The sequence below is a fragment of the Arenibacter sp. P308M17 genome (assembly GCF_003426735.1).
GTDB lineage: Bacteria > Bacteroidota > Bacteroidia > Flavobacteriales > Flavobacteriaceae > Arenibacter.
In genome coordinates this window covers 88,469-102,598 of sequence record NZ_QVON01000007.1, presented here as the reverse complement: position 1 = coordinate 102,598, position 14,130 = coordinate 88,469, and the positions used below count along the sequence as shown (strand labels likewise).

Annotated in this window: 12 protein-coding genes; 5 read left to right on the top strand and 7 right to left on the bottom strand. The window is 41.6% G+C overall.

All coding sequences use genetic code 11. The features are described 5' to 3' along the window. Nucleotides 1-50: 50 nt before the first annotated feature. From lpdA to D0S24_RS16540, 3 genes are all read right to left on the bottom strand, one after another. Entirely contained in the window at nucleotides 51-1,442 is a 1,392-nt protein-coding gene (gene lpdA, locus D0S24_RS16550; RefSeq protein ID WP_117020940.1) for a dihydrolipoyl dehydrogenase, read from the bottom strand. Nucleotides 1,443-1,770: 328 nt separating this feature from the next. Next, nucleotides 1,771-2,265 carry a peptide-methionine (R)-S-oxide reductase MsrB gene (msrB, locus tag D0S24_RS16545; protein WP_117020939.1) on the bottom strand — a complete coding sequence of 165 codons (495 nt, stop codon included), beginning with the start codon at nucleotides 2,263-2,265 and terminating at the stop codon, nucleotides 1,771-1,773. Between the two features lie 276 nt (nucleotides 2,266-2,541). Then, nucleotides 2,542-3,096: a collagen-like protein gene (locus tag D0S24_RS16540; protein WP_117020938.1), complete on the bottom strand. Its 555-nt coding sequence runs from the start codon at nucleotides 3,094-3,096 to the stop codon at nucleotides 2,542-2,544. A 180-nt stretch (nucleotides 3,097-3,276) separates the two neighbouring features. Here D0S24_RS16540 and glgB point away from each other — a divergent pair, with 180 nt between their 5' ends. From glgB to D0S24_RS16515, 5 genes are all read left to right on the top strand, one after another. Then, a complete protein-coding gene (gene glgB, locus D0S24_RS16535; RefSeq protein ID WP_117020937.1) occupies nucleotides 3,277-5,172 on the top strand; it encodes a 1,4-alpha-glucan branching protein GlgB in 1,896 nt (631 codons plus the stop codon). Nucleotides 5,173-5,270: 98 nt separating this feature from the next. Beyond that, nucleotides 5,271-7,670: a glycoside hydrolase family 31 protein gene (locus D0S24_RS16530; protein ID WP_117020936.1), complete on the top strand. Its 2,400-nt coding sequence runs from the start codon at nucleotides 5,271-5,273 to the stop codon at nucleotides 7,668-7,670. 143 nt (nucleotides 7,671-7,813) lie between these two features. Next, a complete protein-coding gene (locus D0S24_RS16525; protein WP_117020935.1) occupies nucleotides 7,814-8,623 on the top strand; it encodes a M48 family metallopeptidase in 810 nt (269 codons plus the stop codon). Nucleotides 8,624-8,690: 67 nt separating this feature from the next. Continuing rightward, the gene (locus tag D0S24_RS16520) at nucleotides 8,691-10,019 is read left to right on the top strand and encodes an MFS transporter (protein ID WP_117020934.1); all 1,329 of its coding nucleotides are present in this window, start codon (nucleotides 8,691-8,693) and stop codon (nucleotides 10,017-10,019) included. A 172-nt stretch (nucleotides 10,020-10,191) separates the two neighbouring features. After that, nucleotides 10,192-10,434 carry a DUF6364 family protein gene (locus D0S24_RS16515; RefSeq protein WP_117020933.1) on the top strand — a complete coding sequence of 81 codons (243 nt, stop codon included), beginning with the start codon at nucleotides 10,192-10,194 and terminating at the stop codon, nucleotides 10,432-10,434. 653 nt (nucleotides 10,435-11,087) lie between these two features. On the opposite strand, the gene D0S24_RS16505 is transcribed toward D0S24_RS16515, so the two are convergent. Genes D0S24_RS16505 through D0S24_RS16490 form a run of 4 tightly spaced genes read right to left on the bottom strand, consistent with a single transcriptional unit; the run spans nucleotide 11,088 to nucleotide 14,016 of the window. Further along, nucleotides 11,088-11,813 (bottom strand): head GIN domain-containing protein, encoded by a 726-nt coding sequence (locus tag D0S24_RS16505; protein ID WP_117020931.1) that lies wholly within the window; start codon nucleotides 11,811-11,813, stop codon nucleotides 11,088-11,090. A gap of 17 nt (nucleotides 11,814-11,830) precedes the next feature. After that, complete coding sequence (locus D0S24_RS16500) at nucleotides 11,831-12,922, bottom strand: hypothetical protein (RefSeq protein WP_117020930.1); 1,092 nt, start codon at nucleotides 12,920-12,922, stop codon at nucleotides 11,831-11,833. Further along, nucleotides 12,903-13,463, bottom strand: a complete 561-nt coding sequence (locus D0S24_RS16495; protein WP_117020929.1) for a hypothetical protein — start codon at nucleotides 13,461-13,463, stop codon at nucleotides 12,903-12,905. The genes D0S24_RS16500 and D0S24_RS16495 overlap by 20 nt, the downstream gene beginning before the upstream one ends. Beyond that, nucleotides 13,453-14,016, bottom strand: coding sequence for an RNA polymerase sigma factor (locus D0S24_RS16490; RefSeq protein ID WP_117020928.1), 564 nt, complete (start codon nucleotides 14,014-14,016; stop codon nucleotides 13,453-13,455). The genes D0S24_RS16495 and D0S24_RS16490 overlap by 11 nt, the downstream gene beginning before the upstream one ends. Nucleotides 14,017-14,130: the final 114 nt, after the last annotated feature.

Genomic DNA, 14,130 nt, shown 5'->3' with positions numbered 1-14,130 from the left:
ATGGCCCAACGGGTCTAAATCATTAAAGGACTAGGCCTTTAATCCAAAATTTATATATGTATTACTTCCCCGTACGCATGGGCCACGGCTTCCATTACCGCTTCGCTCATGGTAGGGTGGGGGTGTACGGCTTTTAGGATCTCATGTCCGGTAGTTTCCAATTTACGGGCCACCACAGCTTCAGCTATCATATCCGTAACTCCTGCACCGATCATGTGGCAACCTAACCATTCGCCATATTTGGCATCGAAAATTACCTTTACAAATCCGTCCTTGTTGCCGGAGGCACTGGCTTTTCCACTGGCCGAAAACGGGAATTTGCCCACTTTTATTTCGTATCCCTTTTCAATGGCCTGCTTTTCGGTCAGTCCCACCGATGCTATTTCAGGAGAGCAGTAGGTACAGCCAGGGATATTGCCGTAGTCCAGAGGCTCCACATGCATATCGGCAATTTTCTCAACACAAAGTATTCCTTCGGCCGAGGCCACATGGGCCAAGGCCTGACCGGGGGTTACATCACCAATGGCGAAATACCCCGGAATATTGGTCTGGTAATAATCGTTCACCAAAATTTTATCCCTATCCGTTGCAATACCTACATTTTCCAGGCCAATATTTTCAATATTCGTCTTGATGCCTACGGCGGACAATACGATATCGGCCTCGAGGATTTCTTCCCCTTTACTGGTTTTTACCGTGGCTTTCACTCCAGGACCGGAGGTGTCTACCTTGGTTACCTCGGAGGAGGTCATAATCTTTATTCCGGTCTTTTTAAGGCTGCGTTCCAATTGTTTGGAAACTTCTTCGTCCTCCACCGGTACCACATTTGGCAAGAACTCCACTACGGTTACTTCAGTACCCATGGCATTATAGAAATAGGCGAATTCTATGCCTATGGCCCCACTGCCCACTACAAGCATTTTCTTTGGTTGCTTGTCCAAGGACATGGCCTCGCGGTAGCCTATAATCTTTTTACCGTCCTGTGGTAAACTGGGCAGTTCCCTACTCCGTGCCCCTGTAGCAATAATAATGTTATTGGCCGAATATTCTATTTCTTTACCATCATCGGACTTTACACTGACCTTTTTGCCGGGTTTTAGGGTTCCGTAACCCTGTATGACTTCGATCTTATTTTTTTTCATCAAGAACTGAACACCCTTGCTCATACCATCCGCAACGTTCCTACTTCTCTTTACCACCGCATTAAAGTCTTTGTCCACCCCTTCGGCCTTGAGTCCGTAATCGGCCGCATGGAGCAAATATTCGAAAACCTGGGCAGATTTCAATAGTGCCTTGGTAGGGATACACCCCCAATTTAAACAAACGCCACCTAGATTTTCTTTTTCTATAATGGCAGTCTTAAATCCCAATTGAGAGGCTCTGATTGCGGCTACATAACCTCCAGGACCACTACCTAATACAATAATATCGAAATTGCTCATTTATATTTTTTTTGGTAAATAAATTATGAAGTCGCAAAGTTACAAAACCATACTGAATCCACACAGATGGCCTTTTAAATTAATTGGAATAAATAAGCAAGGCCCTATAAAATTTGGGAGTCCACAGTGGGCAGTGGCAGTAGGCAGATTTTTGCTTATAGCCTATGGTTTAAATAAGCAGTGGCAATGAGTAGTTTTCTTTTTTTGCTTATGGCTTATGACTTATGGCTTATGGCTTATGGCTTATGGCCTAAAGCTTACCGCTTATTCCCAACTTGTCACGGAATTTTGTTCGGTTCCAAAACCTTACATTATTTCATTGCATAGTTTAGTCTATGGGTATAAAGTTTAGGGCGGCACCGTTAATGCAATGCCTCTTGCCAGTAGTTTTTCTTGGACCATCGTCAAAAACGTGTCCCAAATGGCCGCCACAGGTTGCACAATGCTCTTCGGTACGTAGCACCCCCAATGTTTTGTCAATATCAAAGGCTACATTTCCCTTAATCTCCCTGTCAAAACTGGGCCAACCCGTTCCGGAATCAAATTTGTGCTCGCTTTTGAAAAGTTCAGTTCCGCAGGCGGCACAGGTATAAACCCCCTTTTGTTTGTTGTTCAGCAATTCGCTGGATCCCGGGGTTTCGGTACCTGCCTTTCTAAGGACATAAAACTGCATGTCCGTAAGCTGTTCTTTCCACTCTGCTTCAGTTTTGTTTACTTTGAACCGTTCTTTTTTTGGGGTATCCCCATTGGATGTTTCCTTTTCCTGGGAGCTGCCCTTGCATCCAATAAATAGGACACATAGTACAAGTATTATTTTTTTCATCTGTTTAAAATTTTATAGTTTACTGAAAACGAAGAAACTAAAAATTTCTGCTCATTCAGGAATTCGCATAAAAAATTTGATCATGTTGGTTGGTATGTAATGATGAAATTTGTTTATGCCCATTTCATATGGCTTTCATTTTTTAATGGTTTAGACGAAATTGTATCCGTTTCCTTGCAGTACTCCTATACGTACAATTTAAGGAAGAGGTTTCATATATAAAAATAGCCCTTAATTTTATTGAAAATAAGGGCTATGATCATCTTGATATTGGAGTTAATTCATCTTGAACCGTTGTACATCCTTTTCCTCAACGCCCATGGTTCTCATTACGGCATTGATATTGGATTTGTCCAATTTGGAACCTGCCAGTTTTTCCGCAGGTAAAACAGCTATTCTGAATATCTGGTTTTGGGTGTCCGCACTGGTAAGAGTACCTAGATCAAAATCTCCGTTCAAATAAATACTTACATCCAAAAACGTATGGTCATAGTTATATTGTAAAGTTCCCTGATCCAATAAAACGGTCTGTGGCAACAATCTCCATACGTCTATAGGGGGTTCGGAGCCATTTGCAAGTTGCTCCCATAGAATATAGACCAATACAACATCGGTTTCAAACACCTCAACAGTTTGAGGGAATTCATAATTTATGCTATAGTCGCTTGGGTTAAAATCGCCCTCAATGTCGATAACGGTCCCGAGGATGTTAATCCCATCCTCTCCATCCTGTCCATCAATACCGTCAAATCCCGGAGGGCCTGCCGGTCCTTCACAGGAGATAATAAATAAAGCAATAAATGCGCCGAGTACTAAGGTAACTTTCTTCATAATAATTATTTTAGTGTTTAATCAAAATCTATAAATGTTATTGTATTTTTATTGTAGTTTCAAAAAGCGTTCCATTTTTTATATCTATACTTGCAAAGTTAGGTTTTAAAGAAGACTTACTGTTCTTTTATCAAAATTACGGAACAAAGTTGCCCGGACCTTGCACTAAATAACGTAATCATGACCAAAGTAGTATCCCATAGTTTATTTACAGATTTTGATATCAATTTATTCAAGGCGGGCAAACATTTCAAATTATACGAAAAATTGGGATCCCACATCATTGAGGTCAATGGGGTAAAAGGCACTTATTTTGCCGTTTGGGCACCTTCGGCGCGTTCCGTTTCCGTGGTGGGCGATTTTAATGGTTGGAATACAAAGGACCATCAACTGTATGTTCGTTGGGACGGTAGCGGTATTTGGGAGGGATTCTTGCCCGATCTGGGAAAAGGCACTTTGTACAAATATGTCATCCACTCCACCAATCACGGGGTGGTAACGGAAAAGGCCGATCCCTTTGCCCGGAGATGTGAGCATCCACCCATGACGGCATCCATAGTTTGGGAGGATAAACACCAGTGGGGAGATGAATCCTGGATGAGGTCCAGAAAGGAAAAAAATGCCCTGGACAAACCATTTGCCGTTTATGAAGTGCATTTGGGGTCCTGGAAACGAAAATCCAATAACGATTATCTGACCTATTCGGAACTGGCCGAGGATTTGGTAAATTATGTGAAGGAGATGAATTTTACCCATGTGGAGTTTATGCCGATTATGGAGTATCCATATGACCCATCATGGGGGTATCAGTTAACCGGTTATTTTGCCCCAACTTCAAGGTTTGGAAAACCTGAGGGGTTTAAACTGTTGGTAGATGCCCTGCACCAAAATGGAATTGGGGTTATCCTGGATTGGGTGCCTTCACATTTTCCTGAAGATGCCCACGGTTTGGGGTTTTTTGACGGCTCCCACCTTTACGAGCATCCGGATAGTAGAAGGGGCTATCACCCGGATTGGAAAAGTTTGATATTTAATTACGGTAGAAACGAGGTTAGGGCATTTTTAATCAGCAATGCCATGTTTTGGTTGGATCAATTCCATGCCGATGCACTGCGTGTAGATGCCGTGGCATCCATGCTATATTTGGATTATTCCAGGGATGAAGGGCAGTGGGAACCCAATATGTATGGTAATAACGAGAATTTGGAGGCCATTTCATTTATAAGGGAACTTAATGAAACCGTTTATTCCAATTTTGAAGGAATACAAATGATTGCGGAAGAATCCACCTCCTTTTCCATGGTTTCCAAACCAGTGAGTATGGGAGGCCTTGGTTTTGGGATGAAATGGATGATGGGATGGATGCACGATACCTTGGAATATTTTAAAAAAGAACCCATTTATAGGAAGCACCATCAGAACGATCTTACCTTTAGCGCCACCTATGCCTTTACGGAGAATTTTATGCTTCCCTTTTCCCATGACGAGGTGGTTTATGGCAAACAGTCCCTATTGTATAGGATGCCCGGGGATGAATGGCAGCGCTTTGCCAACCTAAGATTGCTTTTTGGATATATGTATACCCATCCGGGGACGAATTTAATTTTTATGGGCGGGGAATTTGGACAATCTTCCGAATGGAATTTTCAAAAAAGTTTGGATTGGCACCTTTTGCAATATGATGTCCATAGTGGAATACAAAATTTGGTCAGGGACTTGAACAAGTTATATAGGGAGTACCCTGCCCTGTACGAGAAACAGTTTAGTCAGGAAGGCTTTCAATGGATAGATTATGGGGATCATCAAAATTCTGTCCTGACCTATATTAGAAAAGGAATTGATCCTAAGGAGAATATCTATGTAGCCTGCAATTTTACACCGATTCCAAGGGAAAAGTATAGGATGGGAATTTCCAAGACCGGAGAATTAAAAGAGATTTTTAATAGTGATGATACGAAATATGGTGGTACGGGAATGAAAAACACTACCCTGAAAATTGGTAAAACCCCTTGGCATGGGTATGATAAGTCTGTGGAAATTACTATTCCTCCCTTAGGAGTGGTTATATTTAAATGATTCTGAGTATTCCAATGTTGCCGATTATTATTGCAACGCATATCATTTCTTTAATTCGGAGGAATGTGCTTTTTTTGTATTCGTAAAATTAACCACCCATGATCACTAATACCGAACTTGAATACAAAGGCAATTTATACCCCAACACAATTGTTGAATTTCAAAGGGATACGGATAAATTGTACTTTACCACTTCAAATGGGGTCATTTTGGAGATGACTGTTCTGCGGGACAGTATTTTGCGATTTAGATATGCCACCGAAAATATTTTTGAGCCCGATTTTTCATATGCCATAAGCGAAAATGTTAGTGTTGGCTTTAACCAACTTAAAGTAGAGGAGACCGTGAGCGAGTATTTGGTATATACCGCCAAACTAAAGGTACTTGTTGATAAAAAGACCCTGAGGACACAGATTTCGGATCTTGAAGGCAATATCATAAATGAGGACGAACTTGGTTTTCATTGGGAAGAGAATTATGAGTTTGGCGGCAATTCCGTAAAAATGAGCAAGATTACCCAAAATGCAGAAAGCTTTTACGGTTTGGGGGATAAGGCAACACATTCCAACCTTAAAGGGAAACGTGTTAGTAATTGGGTTACGGATCAATACGCCTATGGCAAGGATCAGGATCCCTTATACAAGGCCATTCCTTTTTTTATAGGCTTGCACAACAATAAGTCCTACGGAATTTTCTTTGACAATACCTTTAGGACAAATTTCGATTTTGCGCATGAGCGGAGAAATGTAACCAGCTTTTGGGCAGATGGGGGGGAGATGAATTATTATTTTATCTACGGTCCCCAAATGAGCCAAGTAGTAAAAGCCTACACCAATTTAACGGGTACACCGGAGTTGCCGCCCATGTGGGCCATGGGCTATCATCAATCCAAATGGAGCTATTATCCGGAAAGTAATGTTAGGGCCATAGCCAAGAATTTTCGAAAAATGAGGATTCCCTGTGATGCCATTTATTTGGACATTGATTATATGGACGGATTTAGGTGTTTTACATGGGACAGATCGCGTTTTCCGAATCCTAAAAAAATGATTTCCGATCTGGAGGAGAAAGGCTTCAAAACGGTTGTAATGATAGATCCGGGCATTAAAATAGATAAGGATTATTGGGTATATCAAGAGGCCATTGAAAATGATTATTTTTGTAAACGGGCCGATGGGGCGTTTATGAAAGGCAAGGTTTGGCCGGGGGAATGTAATTTCCCGGATTTTACCAATCCCAAGGTGAGGGAGTGGTGGGCCGAACTTTATAAGGAAATGATGTCTGAAATTGGGGTTCATGCCGTTTGGAACGACATGAACGAACCCGCGGTGATGGAGGTGCCCACCAAGACGGCACCATTGGATACGCGCCATGATTATGACGGACACCCGTGTTCGCACAGAAAGGCCCACAATGTATACGGTATGCAGATGGTGCGTGCCACCTATGAGGGAATAAAAAAATATGTATATCCCAAGAGGCCTTTTGTAATTACAAGGGCGGCATTTGCGGGGACCCAAAGGTTTTCCTCAACATGGACAGGCGATAATGTGGCCACATGGGAGCATCTATGGATTGCGAACGTACAGGCGCAGCGCATGTGTATGAGCGGATATTCCTTTGTAGGTTCGGATATTGGTGGTTTTGCGGAACAACCCAATGGAGAGCTGTTTGCCAGATGGATTCAATTGGGGGTCTTTCATCCCTTCTGTAGGGTGCATTCCAGTGGAGATCACGGCGATCAGGAGCCATGGTCCTTTGATGATGAAGTAACCAACATTGTTCGTAAATTTATTGAATTGCGCTATCAACTTTTACCGTATCTGTACACTATGTTCTACCGGTATTCCAAAGAAGGGGTGCCCATGCTGAAACCATTGGTACATTTTGACCAAGAGGACCATCAGACACATTTTAGGACGGACGAATTTATTTTTGGGGAGCAAATATTGATATGCCCTGTTCATGAACCCAATGCCCAGGGTAGGAGGATGTACCTGCCCAGGGGTACTTGGTACAATTATTGGACCAATGAAGCCGTAGTTGGTGGCATGGAGAAATGGGTAGTGGCCGGCCTGGATAAGATACCGATCTTTATAAAGGAAGGGGCCATGATTCCAAAATATCCCGTCCAACAATATGTAGGTGAGCTGGAAATCAAGGAATTGGTACTGGATGTGTACTATAAAAATGGCATTGAAACCTCAACGGTCTATGAGGACGGCCAGGATGGATATGATTATAAAAAAGGAAGGTATAGCCTTAGAAACTTTAACCTAAAGGGAAAGGCAAACGAATTGCTAATACAACAGTTTAAGGACGGTAGTTTTATAACATCCTATGAAACCTTAAAAATGAATCTACATGGGTTGCCCTTTAAAATTTCAAAAATTCAAATAGACAACGAGTTTGTGGACTTGAAGGACGTTAAGTTGAACGGGAACAACAATATATATGTCCGCAAGGATTTTACATTATTACACATTATTGGTGAGTAATTTTTTCGTAATTTTCGGGGAACAAATATGAAATATTAAGATGAAACCGACATGTTTAAAATAATCATTAATCATACAGCGAAAAAATTATTTTAAACATCAAAGGTTACATGTGACCATTGAAAAACAATAAATATAAACACATGAAAAAAATAGTTTTAATAATAGTGGTCTTTTTGGGCGCGGCTGCCTGCAAGACCAATCCTTTTACAGGGCAAAAGGTTTTGAACTTTTATCCCAATAGTCAAATTTTCCCAACGGCTTTTGCACAATATGACCAATTTCTTGGAGAGAATAAGGTAGTTACAGGAACGGCCGATGCCAAATTGATTGCCAAAACAGGGCAACGAATTGCAGCGGCGGCCGAGCGTTGGCTTACTGCCAATGGTTATCCCGGTTACCTTAAGGATTACAAATGGGAGTATAATCTAGTGAACGACCCTACCGTAAATGCCTGGTGCATGCCCGGCGGTAAGATTGTTTTTTATACGGGGATACTTCCCATATGCAAAGGGGAGACCGGCGTGGCGGTGGTAATGGGCCATGAGGTGGCACATGCCCTGGCCGACCATGGCGCCCAACGAATGAGCGCAGGTACCCTACAACAATTGGGCGCGGTAGCAGGGAATGTGGTAATCCAGGATGAGCAAAAAAGAAATATTTTCAATCAGGCCTACGGCATTGGCTCACAGGTTGGGGTAATGCTTCCCTTTAGTCGTAGCCATGAAACGGAGGCCGATAGGATCGGTCTTCAGATTATGGCCATTGCGGGCTATAATCCAGATGAAGCTGCGGAACTATGGAAGAGAATGCAGGCCAATAGTGGGGGCAATGCACCGGCAGAATTTTTAAGTACCCATCCCTCCAATGAGACCCGAATTGCCAATCTTACGCAATGGGCACCATTGGCCAGACAGGAAGCTGCCAAATTTGGCGTTACCTCCTTTCAATAGCACAGATAAGAATTTAGTACTAATTTAAATGTTGAGGCTGTTCTTATGGGAGCAGCTTTTTTTATGTATGGCTCGAATCCTTCCTTTAAAGGGCAGCAAGAAATTATTGAATGCATGGGCATTTTATGATTGGGCAAATTCTGTGTATAGCCTTGTAATTTCGTCTGCCATATTCCCAATTTTTTATGGGGCCCTGTTTCGGGTAGCGGAAATAGGGAAGATCCAAGTCTTTGGTGGGGAAATTGCCAGGGCGCCCCTCATAAGCTATGTTACCTCGGCAGCATTTTTGTTTATAGCCCTAATAACCCCAATTTTATCCGGTATTGCAGACTATTTGGGCAACAAAAGGCTCTTTATGAAATTGTTCTGCTATATGGGGGCCCTGTCCTGTATAGGGCTCTATTGGTTTTCTTTGGAGCATATCTATTTCAGCCTCATTTGTTACTTTTTGGGGTTGGTAGGATTTTGGGTAAGCTTTGCCTTTAGCAACTCTTACCTACCGGATATTGCCTATCCGGGACAACAGGACCGCATTAGTGCAAAAGGTTTTTCCCTGGGCTATATAGGCAGTGTTATTTTATTGCTATTTAATTTGGCAATGGTCATGAAACCTGATCTATTTGGAATTGAAACCGACACTGACGGGATTGCCGAAATCAAGGCGATGAGGTATTCATTTTTAACGGTGGGACTTTGGTGGATAGGGTTTTCCCAGTATAGTTTTTATTTTCTTCCCAAAGGATTTAAAAGGGAGGGGGCAAGGAAACATATCATCCTTAATGGTTTTAGGGAGCTGAAAAAAGTATGGCACCAAATGGGAGGGCAAATAAAATTGAAACGATATTTGGTCGCCTTTTTTATATATAGCATGGCCGTACAGACCGTAATGTTGATCGCAACCTATTTTGGGGAAGAGGAGATTCAATGGACTTCGGATTCGGAAAGGACCACAGGATTGATTATCAGTATCCTACTTATTCAGCTTGTAGCCATTGTGGGAGCCACACTTACGGCAAAGGCATCCAAAACTTTCGGTAACATAAGGACACTTGTAGTGGTGAATATTTTCTGGTTGCTGATCTGCGTTTATGCTTATTTTTTGATAACGCCCATCGATTTCTATATAGCCGCAGGATGTGTCGGGATCGTTATGGGGGGGATTCAGGCACTTTCCAGATCCACCTATTCCAAATTTATTCCGGAGACCTTGGATACGGCATCATTTTTTAGTTTTTATGATGTGGCGGAAAAGATAGGGATTGTTATCGGTACCTTTTTATATGGTTTTGCGGCACAATACTTCGGAAGTATGCGATATGCCATAATTTTACTGGTACTGTTTTTTGCCGCAGGGGCATTTCTTCTGACCAGAGTAAATAGGGTCGGGGAAAGCTAATGTCTTGTACCTAATATACTTTATATGTACTGAAGAACAATACATATAAAGTATATTAGGTACAAGTTGTTATATTCGTATGCTGCGTCTAATTAAACCTCACAGCAAAAGGCATCGCTAAATTCATTATACGGATTATTTTTAGATATTTGTACGTATAACATAAACTATAATGGACGCAAAGTTGACTTTAAAGATAAATCAAAGGATTATTGAAAAAGCCAAGGAGTATGCTTCGAATAAAAAAATGAGCTTGTCCAGAATTGTAGAGGCTTATTTACAATCCTTGACTTCGGACAATGATATCTCTGAATTTGAAATTTCACTTTTCGTGAAAAGCATCTCAACAGGAACTGAAATCCCGGCTGATTTGGACTATAAAAAAGAATATTCCGATTATTTGATTAAGAAATAGAAATGAACAGCTGGCGCGAGCGTCACGCCCGTGCCTACAAAACTTTCAAAAAACTCAAATAGCCGCTTTACAAAGTCTCCCAACTAGGCACTCCATAAAACCTTTTTACGTAAAATAGCCGGCCTTGAGTTTCAATCCCTTCCGTCTTCTCCTCCTTGGGTCGGAGAAGCCACCTTCCCTTAGCCAAGGGAAGGAGCTTTTACTTAGGTCATTACAATTTACTTATTGAATTTTTGGACCTTTATAGCTCCCCCTCCTTGGGAGGGGGTTGGGGGGAGGACGACCTGCTTTACAAAGTATCCTAATTTGCACTTCATAAATTTTTTTTTCGTAAAATAACCGGCCTTGAGCTTCAATCCCTTCCTTCTTCTCCACCTTGGGTCGGAGAAGCCACCTTTCATTTTACTTCAACTCCGCTCAATCCACATACACACCCCTAACCTCCCGCAAAAAAGCGGGACAGGCACTCTCAAGAGGGGAATTTGGTTGAATTTTCAAACTTTCAAACTTTCAACTTTATAACTTTGAACATTCATCTTTCTCCCTGCCAACTGCCACTGCCAACTGATGACCAGTTAATCTCAATACTCAATACCATGTACTCAATACAATTTGTCAACCATGAACCTTCTCCCTGTTAACAAACCTGCCCTTTAATGTTTGGAGATATTTCCCGATCCTGAAACTTTGGTGCTGATTTTTTCGGGATTGCCCCGGTAATCTATATTGCCCGATCCCGATACTTTTGCATCTATGGCCTTATTGGCGGTGACCTCAATATTGGCCGAACCGGATACCGTAGCGTTTACATTGTCCGCAATGAGGTCATAGGCATTGATATTTCCGGATCCTGAGATGGAAGCGTCAAAATCCGTTGTGCTTCCACCTAGGGCCATATCCCCGGAACCGGACATGCTTGCGGTCAAGGAATTAACATCCAACTCTATGGCGATGTCCCCTGAGCCCGACATGGCGGTTTCAAAATTACTGGCCTTCAATGTTGTTTTGCCTACAATATCCCCGGAGCCGGATAAACGCAAGGCGGTAATGGTTTCTACGGGAATGATAATGGAAACCCCTTTTTTCCAAGAAGAAGGTTTTAGGTTGTACCCGTTTTTAACCCTTATGTTGAGTGTATTGCCCTTGACTTCGGTAATGATATGGTCCAATATATTTTGTTCCCCTTTCAAAGTGAGATTGCCTTCCCTGCCATCTATCAACTCAACATCAAAGAATCCAGAAATTGCAATTTGATCGTAGTCCGTTGTGGTTCTCTCCAGACTGACCTGATTGCCGTCCCCATTTATTTTATTGTTTCGTTGTGCGTTAATGCCGCCAATGATACATAGGCCGAGCAATATTGTGGTTATCTGTTTCATTTCTATTTAGCTTAATGTTAATTTTTAGTAAAGGAAATTCCGCCATATTCACTGGTAATCGTCATTAGGTTGCCACTGTTCTGACTTCCGTAATAGCCTTTCAAATATTTTTCGTTGGATTTTTCGTTGCTAATGTTTATCTCCCATTCATCCTTTCCACTTATTCCGGCATATTTTGTATCGATTTCAAAATCGAAATGATAGGCTGTGGAATACCCTATTTTTATTCCGGTGTAATCCGTATTTATCCGAAGGTTTTTGGCATCTGGAGCCATTGTATCTATTTTTACGGATCCGTAGCTCGCTTTTATGTCAACGTTCCCGTGTACGGTTCCCAGACCTACATTTATATAGTCGCCATTGCCCTGAATATTTCTGGCCTCCCCAATCTCCAATTTACCGTAATCGCAAATATAGGAGAGGTCGCCCATGGTATGTACCGTGGCATCTGTGTAGTCCGCAACAATGTCGAGATTCCCCGCCCTGTCGATCGTAAAGCCGGAATAATCGGCATTTATTTTACCGCTGTTGATATAACCTATGCTGGATTTGGAAGTATAATCGAAGGATAATTCGTTACTTCTTCCGTGCAGTTCCCCTATTTCCAATCGGCCATAGTCGCAATTAATTTTGGCGTGGCCGTCTATTCTATCCAAAATAATACTTCCGTAGTCATTGTTTAGATGAACACTGTTCTTTATGGGGATTTTAACCGTATAGTTTACCTGCATATTTACATTATTACTATTGCCCCAATTCCATCCCCAACTATTTTTCTCCCTATTAAAGATGGTAGTGGCAGAAACCATGTTACTGTTGCCCTCAAAATCTACTGTGATTTCATCCAGCTTTCGCTGTACCTTATCCTCGTTGTCGCCGGTGGTCTTGATATGGACCTCTATGGTTACCCTATCTTGGTTCCAGGAAGTAATGTTTAGGTTGCCGTAGCTATTGTCTATCTTCAACAGGGCATCCAAGTTTACTTTGTACTCTTTTTTAATGGTTTTTTCCTTGGTGTATTTCCCTCTGGGAATATCATTGTTGCCAAAAGAATTGAAGGGAACTAGCCATAAGAGGGCGAGCAGGTATCTAAGCTGTAATATTTTCATTTTTGTAGTTTTTAAAATTCTTAATATTTTCAATTTGTTCCATGACCTCATTTAATAGATCCAATCTGGTCTGAAAATTGGTAATCATGGCGCTCAATATTAGTTTGCTATTGCCGCCGTTGAGCAGATCCTGTTCCATTTTCCTGTAATCCTTGTCCAGGTTTCTAAGTTGGATCATGGTATCTGCAATCAATTTTTGCGTCTCGGGCGTACTTTCAGTTTGCATTTTTTTTACCTGATCCTCAATGACACTGGTAAAATAGAATTCGGTATTGGTGATTTCCGGGGAAATTTCGGAAACTTGCTGCTGCACACTTGGGGATGAGTAATGGAAAAGGTAACCTAGGGAGCACAGTAACAGCATTGCGGCCGCTATGGACAATGATTTCCAGCTAAAGCGTTTCCTTTTGGTTGTTGCCATCGCTTTAGGGGAAGCTTCCAATTTTGCCAAAAAATTTTGTCTGTGGCCCTCTATCGGTTCGGCGGTATCAAAGGCGCCCTTTAACTCCCCAAATAGTTTTTCTATAGGATCAATTTCCATGGTATTCGATATTTAATTTTGACCTCAGGCTTTCTTTTGCCCTAGAGATCATTGTTCTGCAATTGGCATAACTCACATTCATAATTTCACTTATTTCTTCGTAATCATAGCCTTCAATTAAATGTAAGGTCAAAGAAATTCTGTAATTGTCCTTTAACAGCTTCATGGTTTCAATCACTTTTTGAGCCTTTAGTTCGATCATTCCATTATCTGGGACATATCCATCATTGTCTTCGACCTTGTACATTACATTTCCAAGATCCACTTCCTGGCGTTTCAACCGTTTTTTATACTGATGGATACTGTTGTTGACCACAATTCGTTTTAGCCAGGCCCCAAAGGAAACTTCCCCTTTAAATTGGTCCAGTTTGGTAAGTGCGCTCAATAGGTAATCCTGCATTACATCTTCTGCAATGGCGCTGTCCTTTACGATCCTATAGGAAACATTGTACATTCCCTTGTAATAGCGATCGTAAATTTCCAATTGCGCGTTCCGGTTGCCATTTAAGCACAATGGTATCAACTCATCAATATGTCTTTTATTTAGGCTCAAAAAGGTATTGGTTTGCTTAATAGATGGGGTAATTTATGGAATGTTACAGTTTATTTGTAAAAAGTTTTTCTTTGTTGGCATAAGAATTGCCCAAATAGAAATAAAAGGAAATGC

Bases quoted from the DNA above. Each gene is read 5' to 3' on its own strand.
- lpdA (WP_117020940.1), bottom strand. From the start codon at position 1,442: ATGAGCAATTTCGATATTATTGTATTAGGTAGTGGTCCTGGAGGTTAT.
- msrB (WP_117020939.1), bottom strand. From the start codon at position 2,265: ATGAAAAAAATAATACTTGTACTATGTGTCCTATTTATTGGATGCAAG.
- D0S24_RS16540 (WP_117020938.1), bottom strand. From the start codon at position 3,096: ATGAAGAAAGTTACCTTAGTACTCGGCGCATTTATTGCTTTATTTATT.
- glgB (WP_117020937.1), top strand. From the start codon at position 3,277: ATGACCAAAGTAGTATCCCATAGTTTATTTACAGATTTTGATATCAAT.
- D0S24_RS16530 (WP_117020936.1), top strand. From the start codon at position 5,271: ATGATCACTAATACCGAACTTGAATACAAAGGCAATTTATACCCCAAC.
- D0S24_RS16525 (WP_117020935.1), top strand. From the start codon at position 7,814: ATGAAAAAAATAGTTTTAATAATAGTGGTCTTTTTGGGCGCGGCTGCC.
- D0S24_RS16520 (WP_117020934.1), top strand. From the start codon at position 8,691: ATGGCTCGAATCCTTCCTTTAAAGGGCAGCAAGAAATTATTGAATGCA.
- D0S24_RS16515 (WP_117020933.1), top strand. From the start codon at position 10,192: ATGGACGCAAAGTTGACTTTAAAGATAAATCAAAGGATTATTGAAAAA.
- D0S24_RS16505 (WP_117020931.1), bottom strand. From the start codon at position 11,813: ATGAAACAGATAACCACAATATTGCTCGGCCTATGTATCATTGGCGGC.
- D0S24_RS16500 (WP_117020930.1), bottom strand. From the start codon at position 12,922: ATGAAAATATTACAGCTTAGATACCTGCTCGCCCTCTTATGGCTAGTT.
- D0S24_RS16495 (WP_117020929.1), bottom strand. From the start codon at position 13,463: ATGGAAATTGATCCTATAGAAAAACTATTTGGGGAGTTAAAGGGCGCC.